This is a genomic window from Nocardioides oleivorans, assembly GCF_004137255.1.
Lineage (GTDB): Bacteria > Actinomycetota > Actinomycetes > Propionibacteriales > Nocardioidaceae > Nocardioides > Nocardioides oleivorans.
Genome location: NZ_SDWT01000002.1, coordinates 68,535 through 83,445, shown reverse-complemented (window position 1 = coordinate 83,445; position 14,911 = coordinate 68,535). Strand labels below are relative to the sequence as shown.

Genomic DNA, 14,911 nt, shown 5'->3' with positions numbered 1-14,911 from the left:
GCGGTCGTGCGGGGACTTTGACTCTCGTCCATGGTCGGCGCTGGTGCTCTTTCTGGTCGTGGATCGCAGGCGTCGGCGAGGTGAAAGCGTAACGGTTCGGGGCACCTTCGCCCCAGTCGTCGTGTCGCCTTGGGAAGGCGCCCGCACGCCGCCTACTGTTGCGCCGACACAGGGGCGAGACACAGGTCCTTCACGGGCCCGGCGAGGAATGCGTAGATGCGAGCGTGGGCACAGTCGATCGCGGCTGCTCTGCTGGTCGTGCTCGTCGCCACCCTCGCGACGGTGACCGCCATCGACGGCTCCGGGGCCGGATCGGATGCGGTCAGCCTCGCGCAGGGCACGCAGGCACCCGCGGACGCGGCCGCTCCCACGCAGCCCAACATCGTCTTCGTGCTGACCGACGACATGCGCGACGACGACCTGGACCACATGCCGATCACGCGGCGCCTGCTCGCCGACCAGGGCATGGAGTTCACCGACGCGATCTCTCCGCACCCGCTGTGCTGCCCGGCGCGCGCCCAGCTGGCCACGGGTCAGTACGCGCAGAACAACGGCGTGCAGCACAACCGCGGCGAGCACGGCGGCTTCCAGGCGCTCGACCCGACCCGCGAGGCGAGCCGGTGGTTCCGCGACGCGGGCTACCAGACCGGCTTCGCGGGCAAGTTCCTCAACGGCTACCACCCGCAGGACGCACGACCCTCGGGCTGGACGCGGTGGGACGCGCTGACCCGCGGCACCTACGACTACGTGAACTTCACGATGACCGGCGACGGCACTCCCACGCGCTACACCGACAGCTACATCACGACGGTCATCGAGGAGCACACCGACGACTCGATCCGCGACTTCGCCGCGACCGGCGACCCCTTCCTGGTCTACGCGTGGCACCTCGCGCCGCACTACCGGATCACGCCGGAGGGCGGGCGCAGCCTCCCGCCGGCGATGCCGCAGGACCGCGGCACGTACGCCGACCAGCGTCCGGCGTCGTTCGACGACCCGGCTTTCGACGAGGCCGACGTGTCCGACCAGCCGCGCTACCTGCGCAACCTGCCGCGCGTCGACCGCGACGAGGTGCAGGCCGAGAGCTCCGCCCGGCTGGAGTCGCTCCAGGCGGTGGACCGCGCCGTCGGGTCGCTGGTGCAGACCCTCGACGACTCCGGCGTGCTGGACGACACCTACATCGTGTTCTCCTCCGACAACGGCTACTCGCTGGGCGAGCACCGCTACACCGGCAAGGACGTGCTCACCGACGAGGCCCTGCAGGTGCCGCTCGTCATCCGGGGCCCCGGGATCCCGGCCGGCACCACCTCCGACCTGCCCGTCACGCTGGTCGACCTGCCGGCGACCTTCGCCGACCTCACCGGCGTACAGCCCCAGTGGACGATCGACGGCACCTCCCTGGTCCCGACGCTCATGGGCGACGAGCAGCCCTTCCGCGACACCACGCTCATCCAGACCGGCCGCACCCTCGGCGACGGGTGGTCGCACCGCGGCGTCCGCACCGAGCGCTACCTCTACGGCACCGACGGGACCGAGGCGTTCCTCTACGACCGCCTCGCCGACCCCGACGGCATGGTCAACGTCGTCGACGACCCGCGCTACGCCGAGGTGCGCGCTGCGCTGGAGCAGCGCCGCGCCCAGCTCGTCACGTGCGCCGGCTGGACCTGCAACCAGGTCTTCGGCCCGCTCCCCGAGCCGGCACCCTGATGAGCGACGCCCTCCACCCCGTCGTCGAGCAGGTCCTCCCGGTCGCGATCTTCCTCGTCGCGATCACCGTGACCGCCGAGATCGCCCAGCTGGCCGGCGTCTTCGACGTCGCGGCGCACGCGATGGCGCGCCGGGCCCGCCACCGGGTGCTCCTGCTGTGGCTCACCTTCGCCGCCCTCGCCGTCGTGTGCACGATCGTGCTCAGCCTCGACACGACCGCGGTGCTGCTCACCCCGGTCGGCCTCGCGATCGCGCAGCAGACCGGGATCGCGCCGATGCCGTTCGCGCTGACGACGCTCTGGATCGCGAACACCGGCTCGCTCCTGCTCCCGGTCTCCAACCTCACCAACCTGCTCGCCGTGCACCGCTTCGAGGACCTCGGCGCCGGCCACGGCGACTACGTCCGCACGGCAGCCGTGCCCGCCGTCACCGCGATCGTCGTGACGCTGCTGCTGATCGCCGTCCTCCAGCGACGTGCGCTGCGCGGGACGTACGACGTCGACCCGCCCGCCGAACCCCACGACCGGGCGCTCCTCGTGATCAGCGGCGTCGTGTGCCTGGCCATCGGTCCCCTCTTCGCCATCGGCCTCGAGCCCGCCGTGGTCTCCCTCGCCTCGGCACTCGTGCTGCTGGCGGCCACCGCGTGGCGCGCACCGTCGCTCCTGCGCGAGGTGAGCCCGCCGTGGTTGATGGCCGGTGTGTTCGTCGTCGTCGCCGGACTGCTGCGGGTCGCCCAGTCCGAGGGCCTGCTCGACTGGCTCGCACCGGCGGTCGGCACCGGCACCCGCACCCTGGACCTGCTGCACCTCTCGGGTGCCTCCGCGCTTCTCGCCAACCTGGTCAACAACCTCCCGGCCTACCTGCTGGTCGAGCCGTCGGCCGCCGACGACGTACGCCGTCTCGTCGCGACGCTCATCGGTGTCAACGCCGGCGCACTGGTCACGCCCTGGGCCTCGCTCGCCACCCTCCTGTGGCTCCAGCGCTGCCGCTCGGCCGGCCTCCGGATCCCCCTGCTCAAGCTCGCCGGCTGGGGCACGATCTGCGCCACGCTCTGCGTCGTGACGGCCACCCTGACCCTGCGCTGACCCTCCCCCGGTGGTCGCGAATACTGGTCCCGTGCTGATCACCCGCGACGACGTGCTGGCCGCCCACGACCGGATCCGCGGGCGGGTCCGACGCACTCCCCTGCTCGCCCCGGTCGGACCGGACACGGCCTGGCTCAAGTGCGAGCAGCTCCAGCACTGCGGCGTCTTCAAGACGCGGGGTGCCTTCAACCGCCAGCTCGCAGCCCTCGAGCGCGGTGAGCTCGGTGACGCGGGCATCGTGGTCGCCTCGGGCGGCAACGCCGGCCTCGCCCAGGCCTACGCCGCTCGCGAGCTCGGCATCCGCGCGACCGTGTTCGTGCCCGAGACCGCACCTGCCGTGAAGGTCGCCCGGATCGAGGCCTACGGCGCGGTCGTGCGACGGGCCGGGCGGGAGTACGCCGAGGCCTACTCCGCCGCCGTCACGTTCGCCGGGGCGGAGGGCGCCGTCCTCGCGCACGCCTACGACCAGCCCGACGTGGTGGCGGGCGCCGGCACGCTGGCCGAGGAGGTCCTCGAGGACGAGCCGTCGATCGACACGATCGTCATGGCGGTCGGGGGTGGGGGCCTGTACGCCGGCGTGGCGGCCGCCGCGCGCGGCCGGGCGCGCGTCGTCGCCGTCGAGCCGACGTCCATCCCGACCCTGCACTCCGCCATCGAGGCCGGCCGGCCCGTCGACGTCCAGGTCTCGGGCGTCGCCGCCGACTCCCTGGGTGCCCGCCGCATCGGCGACCTGGCGTTCGCCGCGCAGCAGGCCGAGGCGCCCGTCCCGGTGCTGGTGTCCGACGACGACATCGTCCGGGCCCGGCAGGAGCTGTGGCGCGAGCACCGGATCGCGTCCGAGCACGGCGCTGCGACGGCGTACGCCGCCCTCCTGGCCGGCGCCTACGTGCCAGCCGACGGCGAGCGGGTCGCGGTCGTCGTCTGCGGCGCGAACACCGATCCGGCGACGCTCGCCTGACGGTCGCCGCTCACGGGCCGCCGCGCCAGTGGTCGATGCGACGGTGGTCGGGCATGAAGCCGTGGCGCACGCCCCAGAGCACGGCCTGGGTGCGGCTCTCGACGTCGATCTTGCGATAGAGCCCGCGGATGTAGGACTTGACCGTGTTGGGGCTCAGGTAGGTCAGCGCCGCCACCTCGGCGTTGTTCTTCCCCTGGGTGATCAGGGCGAGGATCTCTGCCTCGCGGTCGGACAGGCCCTCGCTGCGTCCGGGCCAGTCGCCGGCGGTGGTGCGGGTCGTCCTCGTGGAGGGCTCGTTGATGACGGTCTCGCCGTCGTGGACGGCCTCGAGCGCCGCCACCAGCTCGCGAGCCGACAGCGCCTTGGAGAGGTAGCCGTCCACGCCGAGGTCGCGCGCCATGTCGAGGAGGTCGGGGTGGAAGTTCCACGTGTAGATCACCACCTTGCGGGCACGTGGGTTGTCGACCAGCGCCTTGACCTCGTCGTGGTCGGACTCCGGCTGGGCGAAGGAGTCGTAGAGCGCGACGTCCACCTCGTCGACCAGCGGCTTGTTGGTGTCGAGCTCGGCCACCACCACGCGGTCGCGATAGGGCTCCAGCATGTGGGCGACTCCGACGACCACGACGTCGTAGTCGTCGACGATCGCGACCTCGATGGGGCGAGCGGGCTGGGTCACAGAGGTGAGCCTAACCCACCGCGGGGTGTGTTTGACCTCCCCGGGGGGTGATTCTGTGTACCCCAAGGGCCGCCACCGTGGCCCTCGAACGGAAGGCACTCACATGCTCGGACTCATCCTCACCATCCTCGTGGTCGGTGCCATCGCCGGCTTCGTGGCGCGACTGCTCGTGCCCGGACGCCAGGACATGTCGATCGTGGCGACCATCGGCCTCGGCATCATCGGCTCGCTGGTCGGGGGCTTCCTCGGCTACCTGCTCTTCGGCAAGGACGCCGGTGACGGCTTCCTCCAGCCCGCCGGCATCATCGGCTCGATCATCGGTGCGGTCATCGCCCTGGTCATCTGGCAGATGTCGCAGCGCCGCAGCTCCGCGCACGTCTGACCCCACCGTCCGGGATGCGGGGGCTGCACACGCTGTGGCTCCCGCATCCCCAGGGCCACTGTCGGTGGTCCCCCGTAGCGTCCCGGGAGTCAGCATGGGTGCGACCTGGCCATCTTCCGGGGCCAGGTCGCACTGTCAACGATCACCCATCGCGGGTGGAGCCACCACCCGGTAGTGGTGAGGTCACTCGAAGACCCCACGACCGTACCCGTCCGCCCGACGCAGGGAATCGCCCGCTCGGGTGGGTCGTGCTCCGGTGCGCACCCGCTTTGGGGGGAGCCGGATCCGCTCGGGTGCGGGCAAGGATGTCAGCGTGCTGCAGTCCCCCGCCCTCCGCGCGTACGACCGCGCGACACCGCTCCACCTCCTGCTGGGCTCCGACACGCACGGGGTGACCCGGTACGCCGGCGAGGTGGCGGGCGCCGCCGGGGCTCCCGTGGCGCGTCGCGCCCAGGAGCTCGTCGCCGGGACGCGCGTCCACCTGCACGTGACCGACCGCCTGCTGGCCCGCGACCCCGCCGAGGCGGCGTCCGCGGTCGAGCGGCTCGCACGACGAGTGGCCCTGACCCTGACGCTGCACGACGTCCCCCAGCCCACGGACGGACCCGTGTTCCACGCCCGCGCGGCGGCGTACAGCCGCATGGTCCGGGCCAGTCGCGCGTGGGTCACGAACTCGTGGCACGAGCACTCACTGGTCGGCCGGTGGTGCACCGACGACCCCCGCGGGTCGGTGATCCCGCTCCCGGTCTTCCGCACGCTGCTGCGTGACCCGGACACCGTCGAGCGCAACGCCGTCCCGGTGCTGGGCGTGTTCGGCTTCGTCTATCCCGGCAAGGGTCATCGCCAGGTCGTCCGGGCGGCGTCCGCGCTGCGCCGCGCCGGGCGACTGGCGCAGGTCCGGGTGCTCGGCAGGGCCGCACCGGGGCACGACGACGAGGTCGACGTCCTCCTGCGGACGAGCCGCGCTCGCGGCGTGCCGGTGGACGTCGTCGGTCGGGTCCCGGAGGGCGACGTGGCCGGCGCACTGCGAGGCGTCACCGTGCCGGTCGTGGCGCACCGCAACGTGTCGGCGTCGGGGAGCCTCAACTCCTGGATCGCCGCCGGGCGCCGTCCCCTCGTGCGTGACGGTGCCTACGCCCGCGAGATGGCCGTCCTCCGGCCCGGGACGATGACGCTCTTCGACGACGGGTCGCTGGTCCCCGCGCTCGAGGCCGCGCTGCAAGACCCCGCCACGACGTGGACGTCACCGGGGACCGATCTCGGACCGGGGCTCGACGACACGGCAGCCGCGTACCACGCCTGGTGGTCGACGGTGGACGGGTGAGGACCCCGCCCTACGGCGCGAGCGTGGTCGGCAACCGGTGGGACCTGGCACCGCGACGACCACCCCGTCGAACCGTGTCCGTCGTGGTGGCGCTCTACGAGCAGCAGGCCGAGCTGGACCGGACCCTCGCAGCGCTGCGCCGCCAGACTCGTCCACCGGACGAGGTCGTCGTCGCGGACGACGGATCGCGGAGGCCCCCGACGGTCCCGGCAGGCGTGCGGCTGGTGCGGCAGTCCGACGACGGCTTCCGGGCCGCGGCCGCGCGCAACCTGGGCGTGGCCGCCAGCACCGGCGAGGTGGTGGTGCTGCTCGACGCGGACACCACCCCCGAGGCCCGGTTCGTCGAGCACATGGTGCGGCTGCCCGAGTCGCTCCCCGAGGCCCTCGTGGTGGGTCGTCGCCGCCACGCCGACCTGTCGGGCTCGAGCGTCGAGGGCGCCATCGAGGACGTGGCGCCGCCCCACGAGCTGCCCGAGCCGGAGTGGCTGCGCCGGGCCTATGCCGACACCCGCGACCTCCTCGACGCGGACGCCACGGCGCACCGGTTCGTCATCTCCGCGGTCCTCGCGTGCAGCCGGTGGTGGTTCGACGAGGTCGGCGGCTTCGACGAGACGTTCAGCTCCTACGGGGGCGAGGACTGGGAGCTCGCGCACCGGTCGTGGACGGCCGGAGGGCTGCTCGCGCACTGTCCGGACGCCGTCGCCTGGCACGACGGGCCGGACGCCGGGGAGCGCGGCCGCCACCCGGCCGCGCGCCTGCAGGAGACGGTGGCCGTCGCCGACAGGACCTCGGCCGTCGGCACGACCTGGCGCGGGCTCGCGAGGGGGCCGGCCGAGGTCGTGGTGACCTGCACCCCCGAGCTGACCGACACCGAGCTGCTCGTCACCGTCGACTCCCTGCTCGCCGCCCTGCCTCGCGTCGCGGTGCGGCTCGGGGCGGACCACCGTCGCGTGGTGGGCGACGACCCGCGCGTCCTCCCGGCCGAGCAGGGGGTGCCCGACACCGCGCGGCTGCACGTGGTGGTCCGTGAGGGACTCACCGGCGACAGCGCGGCGTGGGCCGGCCTGCTCACCGCCCTCGGCGGCACCGCCGCGACCGCGACGGTCGCGCACGGGTGCGCCGAGCTGCACGACCTCCGGCTCGAGCGCCGGGCCGCCCGGTGGTGCCGACCCGAGCTCGCACCCCCGGGACCGCCGATCGACACCGGGCTCCGCCCGTGGACATCGCGCGACACGTTGGAGTCGTGGCTGGGAGGATGGCGACGGTGAGCGACGACCGGTCGCCACTGGTCGACGGGCCGATCCGCGGCCGCGCGACCCACGACGGTCTCGCTGGCGTCAGGTGCACGGGCCAGCACGGCACGTCCCTCGTGTCGTGCGTAGATTGACTTCCACATCCTGCCTAGGTTTGCTCGCACGAAGCTTGACGAGAGGAGAAGCATGCTGGAGATCGACGCCGACGCAGTCCTGCGTCGGCTCACCGAGCAGGGCCGGGCCCGCGCGGCTGCTGTGGACCGCCACCACCTCCTCCTCTGGGACGCCCTCGACCTGGCGTTGCAGGGCGGCAAGCGGTTCCGGCCCCGGCTCGTGATGGCCACCCATGACGCCCTCGGCGGCGTCCGGCCGGGCGCCGCAGCCGAGGTCGGGGCCGCCATCGAGATGCTCCACACGGCATTCGTCATCCACGACGACGTGATCGACGACGACCACGTGCGGCGTGGGCGACCCAACGTGAGCGGCACCTTCCGCGCCGACGCCACGTCGTCAGGTGCCGGAGCGCTCGCCGCCGGCGGCTACGGGCTCGCCGCTGCGGTCCTGGCCGGCGACCTCGCCCTCGCTGCCGCCCTGCGCACCGTCGCCACCTGTGACGCACCTCCCGACGTCGTGCACGGGCTCCTCGACCTGTTCGACCTCGCGCTCCACACCACCGCGGCGGGTGAGCTGGCCGACGTCCGCCTCGCCCTGGGAACGGCCGCCGTCACCCTCGACGAGAGCCTGCAGATGGAGGAGCTGAAGACCAGCGCCTACTCGTTCGCGCTCCCGCTGCAGGCCGGATCCGTGCTGGCCGGCGCCGAGCCACCCACGACGACCCGACTGGGCGAGGCGGGGCGCTCGCTCGGCCTCGCCTTCCAGCTCGTCGACGACCTGATCGGCGTCTTCGGTGACCCCGAGCAGTCGGGCAAGAGCGCCACGGGTGACCTCCGCACCGGCAAGCAGACGCCGCTTCTGGTGCACGCCCGGTCCACACCCCAGTGGGAGGCGATCAGCAGCTTCGTGGGGCGCGACCTCGAGACCGCAGAGCTCGACGACGTGCGCGACCTCCTCGCGTCCTCCGGGTCGCGTGCCTTCGTCGAGACACTGGTCGAGGAGCACCTCGTGGCAGCACGCGAGGTCCTCGCCGACATGGGTGTCTCGCTCGACTTCGTCGACGAGCTCATGGCCAGGCCGCCACTGGTGGTCGCCGGTCAGGGGACAGCGGCATGAGCGTCTTCACCGGTCGCGCCAGCGGACGCACCCTCTACGACGTGGTGTCCGAGGCGAGCTCCGCTGTGGTCATCCGGCAGTACTCGAGCTCGTTCGGGCTGGCCTCCCGCCTCCTCGCCGAACCTGTGCGGACGCAGGTGTGCAACATCTACGCGCTCGTGCGCGTGGCCGACGAGATCGTCGACAACCCCGACCCCGCACTCGACGCGTCGGCCCGGGCCACGATGTTGGACTGGCTGCAGGACGACGTCGCCCACGCACTCCGCACCGGCTACAGCGCGAACCTCGTCGTGCACGCCTTCGCCCGGACGGCGGTGGCGGTGGGAATCGAGCAGGAGGTCGTCGAACCGTTCTTCGCCTCCATGCGCAGCGACCTCGACGTGCGCGTGCACACCCAGGCCAGCTTCGAGACCTACGTGTACGGATCCGCCGAGGTGGTGGGGCTCATGTGCCTGCGAGCCTTCCTCGCCGCGCCGGACGCGCCCGCGGACAGGTCGCGACACTACGAGCGGCTCGCCCCAGGCGCTCGCCGACTGGGCGCCGCCTTCCAGAAGCTGAACTTCATCCGTGACCTGGCCGACGACCACGACGTCCTGCGACGCGACTACTTCCCCGGACTCGACGTGGACGACTTCTCCGACGGTGACCGGGACCGCATCCTGGCCGACATCGATGCCGACCTCGCGGCGGCCGCAGCCGTGATCCCCGACCTGCCCCCGAGCAGTCGTCGGGCCGTGCGGGCCGCACATGCGACCTTCGCCGAGCTGGCGACCCGGCTGGGTGACACACCCGCCGCGGAGATCCGGCGCCGGCGCATCAGCGTCCCCCGGTCGGCGAAGCTGCGACTGCTGCTCGGCGCGCTGCACGAGGGTCGTGCGTGATGCGCCTGCCCGAGCTCGTGTCGGGGAGCCCTGCGCTCCCGACCCCGGCCGACGACGGTTCTCCCACGCGGGTCGTGGTGATCGGCGGCGGCATCTCCGGTCTCGCCACGGCTGCGCTCCTCGCCTCCCGCGGCTACAGCGTCGACCTCCTCGAGAGGAACCGCGACCTCGGCGGGAGGGTCGGGAGCCTGGAGCGCGACGGCTTCCGGTTCGACACCGGTGCGTCGTGGTACCTCATGCCCGAGGTGTTCGAGCACTTCTTCGAGCTGCTGGGCACCTCGGCGGAGGCCGAGCTCGACCTCGTCACCCTCGACCCCAGCTATCGCGTCTTCTTCGAGGGTCGGCCCGACCCCGTCGACCTGCGGCCGGACCGAGCACACAACCGGGCCCTGTTCGAGGCGATCGAGCCCGGCGCGGGCAGGCGGCTCGACGACTACCTCCGCTCCGCCGAGGACACCTACGAGATGGCGTTGCGCCGGTTCCTCTACACCAGCTTCGACAGCGTGGGCCAGCTGCTCGGCACCGACGTCGTACGGCGGACCCCGAAGCTCGCCCGGCTCCTGGGCCGCTCCCTCGAGAGCCACGTGTCCCGCAACTTCTCCGACACCCGGTTGCGACAGGTGCTCGGCTACCCCGCCGTGTTCCTCGGCTCGTCCCCCGATCGCACGCCCAGCATCTACCACCTGATGACCCACCTCGACCTCGGCGACCGGGTCCTCTACCCCCAGGGCGGCTTCAGCCGGCTGATCGAGGTGATCGCGTCCCTGGCGGAGCGGCACGGTGCACGGCTGCACCGGGAGGCCGAGGTGACCGCCATCCTGACGGACCAGGAGGGCGGCCGTCGGCCGAGGGTCCACGGTGTCGAGTACACGGACGGGGGCCGTCGACCCGTCACGTTGCCCGCCGACGTCGTGGTGGGAGCCGCCGACCTCCACCACGTGGAGACCGAGCTGCTGGCCGACGAGCACCAGACCCATCCCGAGCCCACGTGGACCAGCCGATCACCCGGACCGGGCGCCGTGCTCGCCCTGCTCGGCGTGGACGGCGAGCTGCCGGAGCTGCCCCACCACTCGCTCTTCTTCACCGCGGACTGGCGACAGAACTTCGGCGACATCTTCGAGCAGCCGTCACGGGTCCCGGACCCGGCGTCCATCTACGTGTGCAAGCCGTCGGAGACGGACCCGACCGTGGCCCCACCCGGCTCCGAGAACCTCTTCGTGCTCGTCCCGGTGCCGGCCGACACCAGCCTCGGACACGGTGGCGCCGACGGTGCGGGCTCCCCCGGGGTGGAACGCGCGGCGGACGCGGCGATCGACATGATCGCCTCCTGGGCCGACGTCCCCGACCTGCGCGAGCGGATCACCGTGCGCCAGACGATCGGACCCGCCGACTTCGCGAGCCGCTACCACGCATGGCGCGGGGGCGCGCTCGGCCTCGAGCACACGCTCCAGCAGAGCGCGTTCTTCCGTCCGGGCAACGTCTCGCGCAAGGTCGAGGGCCTGCTCTACGCCGGGTCGAGCACCATCCCCGGCGTGGGCCTTCCCATGTGCCTGATCAGCGCCGAGCTGGTCCTCAAGCGGCTCACGGGCGACCGGTCGTCGCAGCCGGTGGACGGATGAGCCTTCCGCACTGGTCCTACGCGGCCATGCTCGCCTTCTGCCTGGCGGGGACGCTCCCCCTCGTCCCGGCCTTCCGGCTGCGCGTCCTGCGGCAACCACGACGCCTGCTGCTCGCGATCGTGACGGCCGGCCTGCCCTTCCTGGCCTGGGACCTCTACGCGACCCACGTCGGGCACTGGCGCTTCGACGCCGGCCAGACCCTGCCGTGGCGCGTCGCCGGACTGCCGCTCGAGGAGATCGCCTTCTTCGTCGTCATCCCGTTCGTCTCGATCCTGACCCTCGAGGGCGTCCGTGCCGCGCGCCGGGGTCGAGGTCCGGGTGCGTTCCGTCGCACCAGTGGTCGCGACCAGCAGGGGTCGCGATGACGTACACGGTCCTGGCGGCCGTGGGGGTCGTCGTCGCACTGGTGCTGGACCGCTGGGTGGTGCGGACGCGGTTGACCACGACGCGGGACTGGTGGCTGTCCTACGCGATCATCGTGTTCTTCCAGCTCCTCACCAACGGGTGGCTGACCGGGCGCGGCATCGTGCAGTACGACCCGGACGCCATCCTCGGGAGCGACCGCATCGTGCTCGTGGGCGACGGCCGCCTGCTGTACGCACCGGTCGAGGACCTCGCCTTCGGCTTCGCGCTCGTCCTGGCGACCTGCGTGGCGTGGACCTGGTACGGCCCTCGCAGTGTCGACGAGCGCGACGACCTCGGTGAGGTGGACGCGTGAGCGTGGCCACCCGGCTGCAGGCCATGCAGCCCACCGACATCGGCGTGCCCGGGCCCACCTCCCTCGACATGGCGCGTGGCTTCCGGTCCATCCGGGCTGATCCGCTGACCTTCCTGACCTCCGTGTCCGAACGCTTCGGCGACCTCGTCGCCTTCCCTGTGCCCGGTCCCCCGGCGCTCCTGGTCAACGATCCCGACGACGTCCGGCACGTGCTCCAGGTGTCTGCGCGCAACTGGCGCAAGCAGACCGTGCAGTACGCCGCCCTGGCGCGCGTGACGGGCCCCGGGCTGCTCGCCTCCGCGGAGCCGACCTGGATCGAGCACCGTCGCATCGCCTCCCCCGCGTTCCACCACGAACGCCTCATCGCCGTGAGCGACCAGGTCCGGGCTGCCGCAGCCGAAGCAGTGGAAGGCGTCGTCACGCGACGGGACCTCTCCGAGGGCACCCTCGTCGACGTCGCCGCACTCACCCACACCATCGGACTGGACGCCGTCGGGCGTGCGCTCTTCTCGGCCGACCTGTCCGGGCAGGCGCACCAGCTGCTCACCGCGACCAGCGACGCCGCCGAGCTCGTGGTGCGACTCGGACGATCCGTCCTGCCCACCGCGCGGTGGGCACCGACGCGCACCAACCTCCGACTGGCCAGGGCCCGGCGCCAGCTCGACGCCGGCTCGGCCACGATCATCGCGCAGCGACGTGCTCGCGGCAGCCGGACGGGTGGGGTGGCCACCCAACACGGCGACGACCTGCTCGGGCTGCTGCTCGACAGCGGGCTGAGCGACCAGGCCGTCCGCGACGAGCTCATCACCATGGTGGTCGCCGGCCACGAGACGGTGGCAGCAGCACTGGCCTGGACCCTCATGCTGCTCGCCGAGCACCCCCAGGCACAGGACAGGCTGCGGGCCGAGCTCGCCGGGCACGGCCGGCCGGTCACGTTGCTCGACCACCGCGACAGCCTGCCCTGGACCCGTGCGGTCATCGACGAGGCGCTGCGCCTCTACCCCCCGGCCTGGGCGCTCTCGCGCCGGTCGCAGGAGGACGACGTCCTCGGTGGTCGCCGGGTGCCGCCCGGCACCCTGGCCATCATCAGCCCCTGGCTGGTGCACCGGCGCGAGGACACCTGGACCGAGCCGCCGGCGTTCCGACCCGAACGCTTCCTCGAGCAGGGCGCCGGGCGGACGGCGTACCTCCCGTTCGGGCAGGGACCGCGGTTGTGCATCGGTCGCGACTTCGCCCTCGGCGAGATGGTGGTCGTCCTGGCCGAGCTGCTGCGCGAGCACCGGGTCGACGTCCCGGACGGCTGGTCCCGCCCCGCGGCGCGGGCCAAGGTCGCCCTGCACCCGGACGGCGGCATGCCCCTCGTCCTCACGCGGACGGAGCATCGATGAGCAGCGTGCTGATCGCGCTCGGCCTGCTGGTCGTGGCGGCGTGGGCGGGCTACCTGACCGCCGACCTGCGCACCCTGCCCGCGACCTCGTCGAGGGCGGATCCGCCATCTCCCGTGTCGGTGGTCGTCCCCGCCCGCGACGAGGAGGGCAACCTTCCCCGGCTCCTCCGCTCGCTCGACGCGCAGGAGCACCCCGTCGCCGAGGTCGTCGTGGTCGACGACGACTCGGCGGACCAGACCGCTGCGGTGGCGAGGTCCGCAGGGGCACGGGTGATCTCGGCTGATCCCCCGCCGGTCGGGTGGACGGGCAAGGCCTGGGCCTGCTGGACGGGGATGCACCACACGACCCACGACCTGCTGCTCTTCCTCGACGCGGACACCGAGCTGGCCCCACACGCACTGGGCGCACTCGTCGAGGCACACGAGCAGCACGGCGGCCTCGTGTCCGTGCAACCGTTCCACCGCGTCGTACGCCCCCACGAGCAGCTGTCCGCCTACTTCAACCTCGTCGCGGTGATGGCCAGCTCCGCCTTCACCGGCCGACCGGCCCGCACACCCATGGCGTTCGGTCCCTGCCTGCTGACCTCCCGAGCCGACCTGGACCGAGCCGGTGGCCACGCCGCTGTCCGGCGCGACGTGCTGGACGACGCGGCCCTCGCAGCCGCCTACCGGCGCGCCGGCCTCCCGGTCTGGTGCGCCGTGGGAGCCACGGACGTGCGCATGCGCAGCTATCCGGACGGTCTCGGCCAGCTGGTGGCCGGCTGGACGAAGAACATCGCCTCGGGCGCCTCGTCCGCCTCACCTGCAGCGACGCTCGGGACGGTCGCGTGGGTGTCCGCGCACCACGCGGTCGCAGTGGGGGCCGTCGTCGGCACCGTCTCGCTGCTGACCGGCGCGGGCGGGGCGTGGCTCGTGGGGAGTCCCCTGCTGTGGATCCTCGCCTACCCCGCCCTCGCCTTCCAGGTCCGCTCGCTCCTGCGCCGGACCGGTTCCTTCCGCTGGTGGACGTGGCTCGTGTTCCCCGTGCCCCTCCTGGCGTTCGACCTGGTCTTCGCGCGCTCCGCCGCGCTCACCGTCGTACGTCGCTCGGTGACGTGGCGTGGGCGCGACGTCGACGTGCGACAACACGACACGAGCGAGGAGGCCGTCTGATGCTGAGGCTCGTCATGCCCCAGGCGCTCACGGTCGTGGTCGACATCGTCGCGTGGGGTGCCTTCCACGCGGCCACCGGGTACGCCGCCCACCGACTGTCCGACGCGCAGCTCGATCGCGACCGGTGGGGCCTGCGACCGCGGGCGTTCGAGGACCGCGGACGGTGCTACCGGCGGTGGTTGCGGATCCACCGGTGGAAGGACCGGCTCCCGGAGGCGGGGGCGCTCTTCGAGGGCGGCATCAGCAAGCGGCAGCTGCCGGCACGCGACGTCGACGGCCTCCGCACCTTCGTCCGGGAGACCCGGCGCGCCGAGCTCGGGCACTGGTGGGCCCTGTGGTGCGGGCCGCTGTTCGTGCTCTGGAACCCCCCGGTGGCAGCGGGTCTGCTGATCGCCTACGGAGTGCTGGCGAACCTGCCCTTCATCCTCATCCAGCGCTACAACCGGTTCCGCACGCAACCGCTCGTCGAGCGCCTGGGTCGACGTGAGGCCGGGCTGTGAGGGGACGGACCGAGCTGAGGTCTGCGACCGACGACGTCG

15 protein-coding genes are annotated in these 14,911 nt (G+C 72.7%); 14 read left to right on the top strand and 1 reads right to left on the bottom strand.

All coding sequences use genetic code 11. From position 1 onward, the window contains the following. Nucleotides 1-216 precede the first annotated feature (216 nt). The 3 genes from EUA93_RS16220 to EUA93_RS16210 are packed head-to-tail and all read left to right on the top strand — an operon-like array spanning nucleotide 217 to nucleotide 3,750. Nucleotides 217-1,707 carry a sulfatase family protein gene (locus EUA93_RS16220; RefSeq protein ID WP_129401363.1) on the top strand — a complete coding sequence of 497 codons (1,491 nt, stop codon included), beginning with the start codon at nucleotides 217-219 and terminating at the stop codon, nucleotides 1,705-1,707. Then, nucleotides 1,707-2,792 (top strand): ArsB/NhaD family transporter, encoded by a 1,086-nt coding sequence (locus EUA93_RS16215; protein ID WP_129401362.1) that lies wholly within the window; start codon nucleotides 1,707-1,709, stop codon nucleotides 2,790-2,792. The genes EUA93_RS16220 and EUA93_RS16215 overlap by 1 nt, the downstream gene beginning before the upstream one ends. 31 nt (nucleotides 2,793-2,823) lie before the next feature. Continuing rightward, nucleotides 2,824-3,750 (top strand): threonine/serine dehydratase, encoded by a 927-nt coding sequence (locus EUA93_RS16210; protein ID WP_207208803.1) that lies wholly within the window; start codon nucleotides 2,824-2,826, stop codon nucleotides 3,748-3,750. Between the two features lie 10 nt (nucleotides 3,751-3,760). Here the strand turns inward: EUA93_RS16210 and EUA93_RS16205 are convergent, their stop codons facing one another. Beyond that, on the bottom strand, nucleotides 3,761-4,426 hold the full coding sequence (locus EUA93_RS16205) for a helix-turn-helix transcriptional regulator (protein ID WP_242497458.1): 666 nt from the start codon (nucleotides 4,424-4,426) through the stop codon (nucleotides 3,761-3,763). A 103-nt stretch (nucleotides 4,427-4,529) separates the two neighbouring features. On the opposite strand from EUA93_RS16205, the gene EUA93_RS16200 reads away from it, so the two are divergent. The 11 genes from EUA93_RS16200 to EUA93_RS16150 all read left to right on the top strand — a co-directional run bounded on the left by EUA93_RS16200 (nucleotide 4,530) and on the right by EUA93_RS16150 (nucleotide 14,872). Next, complete coding sequence (locus tag EUA93_RS16200; protein ID WP_129401361.1) at nucleotides 4,530-4,808, top strand: GlsB/YeaQ/YmgE family stress response membrane protein; 279 nt, start codon at nucleotides 4,530-4,532, stop codon at nucleotides 4,806-4,808. A gap of 313 nt (nucleotides 4,809-5,121) precedes the next feature. Continuing rightward, nucleotides 5,122-6,132, top strand: coding sequence for a glycosyltransferase family protein (locus tag EUA93_RS16195; protein WP_129401360.1), 1,011 nt, complete (start codon nucleotides 5,122-5,124; stop codon nucleotides 6,130-6,132). Continuing rightward, nucleotides 6,129-7,400 carry a glycosyltransferase gene (locus EUA93_RS21830; protein WP_207208802.1) on the top strand — a complete coding sequence of 424 codons (1,272 nt, stop codon included), beginning with the start codon at nucleotides 6,129-6,131 and terminating at the stop codon, nucleotides 7,398-7,400. The genes EUA93_RS16195 and EUA93_RS21830 overlap by 4 nt, the downstream gene beginning before the upstream one ends. Before the next feature lie 171 nt (nucleotides 7,401-7,571). After that, nucleotides 7,572-8,615 carry a polyprenyl synthetase family protein gene (locus tag EUA93_RS16185; RefSeq protein WP_129401359.1) on the top strand — a complete coding sequence of 348 codons (1,044 nt, stop codon included), beginning with the start codon at nucleotides 7,572-7,574 and terminating at the stop codon, nucleotides 8,613-8,615. Further along, nucleotides 8,612-9,496 carry a phytoene/squalene synthase family protein gene (locus tag EUA93_RS16180; protein WP_129401358.1) on the top strand — a complete coding sequence of 295 codons (885 nt, stop codon included), beginning with the start codon at nucleotides 8,612-8,614 and terminating at the stop codon, nucleotides 9,494-9,496. The genes EUA93_RS16185 and EUA93_RS16180 overlap by 4 nt, the downstream gene beginning before the upstream one ends. After that, nucleotides 9,496-11,115 carry a phytoene desaturase family protein gene (gene crtI / locus EUA93_RS16175; RefSeq protein ID WP_129401773.1) on the top strand — a complete coding sequence of 540 codons (1,620 nt, stop codon included), beginning with the start codon at nucleotides 9,496-9,498 and terminating at the stop codon, nucleotides 11,113-11,115. Before EUA93_RS16180 ends, crtI begins: the two co-directional genes overlap by 1 nt. Beyond that, on the top strand, nucleotides 11,112-11,480 hold the full coding sequence (locus EUA93_RS16170; protein WP_129401357.1) for a lycopene cyclase domain-containing protein: 369 nt from the start codon (nucleotides 11,112-11,114) through the stop codon (nucleotides 11,478-11,480). The genes crtI and EUA93_RS16170 overlap by 4 nt, the downstream gene beginning before the upstream one ends. Then, a complete protein-coding gene (locus EUA93_RS16165) occupies nucleotides 11,477-11,833 on the top strand; it encodes a lycopene cyclase domain-containing protein (RefSeq protein WP_129401356.1) in 357 nt (118 codons plus the stop codon). Before EUA93_RS16170 ends, EUA93_RS16165 begins: the two co-directional genes overlap by 4 nt. Then, nucleotides 11,830-13,221 (top strand): cytochrome P450, encoded by a 1,392-nt coding sequence (locus tag EUA93_RS16160; protein WP_129401355.1) that lies wholly within the window; start codon nucleotides 11,830-11,832, stop codon nucleotides 13,219-13,221. The genes EUA93_RS16165 and EUA93_RS16160 overlap by 4 nt, the downstream gene beginning before the upstream one ends. Continuing rightward, nucleotides 13,218-14,372 (top strand): glycosyltransferase family 2 protein, encoded by a 1,155-nt coding sequence (locus tag EUA93_RS16155; RefSeq protein WP_129401354.1) that lies wholly within the window; start codon nucleotides 13,218-13,220, stop codon nucleotides 14,370-14,372. Before EUA93_RS16160 ends, EUA93_RS16155 begins: the two co-directional genes overlap by 4 nt. Then, complete coding sequence (locus EUA93_RS16150; RefSeq protein WP_129401353.1) at nucleotides 14,372-14,872, top strand: glycosyl-4,4'-diaponeurosporenoate acyltransferase CrtO family protein; 501 nt, start codon at nucleotides 14,372-14,374, stop codon at nucleotides 14,870-14,872. The genes EUA93_RS16155 and EUA93_RS16150 overlap by 1 nt, the downstream gene beginning before the upstream one ends. The last annotated feature ends 39 nt before the right edge of the window (nucleotides 14,873-14,911 follow it).

What these genes read in the sequence shown, in the direction of transcription:
- EUA93_RS16220 (WP_129401363.1), top strand. Translation starts at nt 217, where the DNA reads ATGCGAGCGTGGGCACAGTCGATCGCGGCTGCTCTGCTGGTCGTGCTC.
- EUA93_RS16215 (WP_129401362.1), top strand. Translation starts at nt 1,707, where the DNA reads ATGAGCGACGCCCTCCACCCCGTCGTCGAGCAGGTCCTCCCGGTCGCG.
- EUA93_RS16200 (WP_129401361.1), top strand. Translation starts at nt 4,530, where the DNA reads ATGCTCGGACTCATCCTCACCATCCTCGTGGTCGGTGCCATCGCCGGC.
- EUA93_RS16185 (WP_129401359.1), top strand. Translation starts at nt 7,572, where the DNA reads ATGCTGGAGATCGACGCCGACGCAGTCCTGCGTCGGCTCACCGAGCAG.
- EUA93_RS16180 (WP_129401358.1), top strand. Translation starts at nt 8,612, where the DNA reads ATGAGCGTCTTCACCGGTCGCGCCAGCGGACGCACCCTCTACGACGTG.
- crtI (WP_129401773.1), top strand. Translation starts at nt 9,496, where the DNA reads ATGCGCCTGCCCGAGCTCGTGTCGGGGAGCCCTGCGCTCCCGACCCCG.
- EUA93_RS16170 (WP_129401357.1), top strand. Translation starts at nt 11,112, where the DNA reads ATGAGCCTTCCGCACTGGTCCTACGCGGCCATGCTCGCCTTCTGCCTG.
- EUA93_RS16165 (WP_129401356.1), top strand. Translation starts at nt 11,477, where the DNA reads ATGACGTACACGGTCCTGGCGGCCGTGGGGGTCGTCGTCGCACTGGTG.
- EUA93_RS16155 (WP_129401354.1), top strand. Translation starts at nt 13,218, where the DNA reads ATGAGCAGCGTGCTGATCGCGCTCGGCCTGCTGGTCGTGGCGGCGTGG.
- EUA93_RS16150 (WP_129401353.1), top strand. Translation starts at nt 14,372, where the DNA reads ATGCTGAGGCTCGTCATGCCCCAGGCGCTCACGGTCGTGGTCGACATC.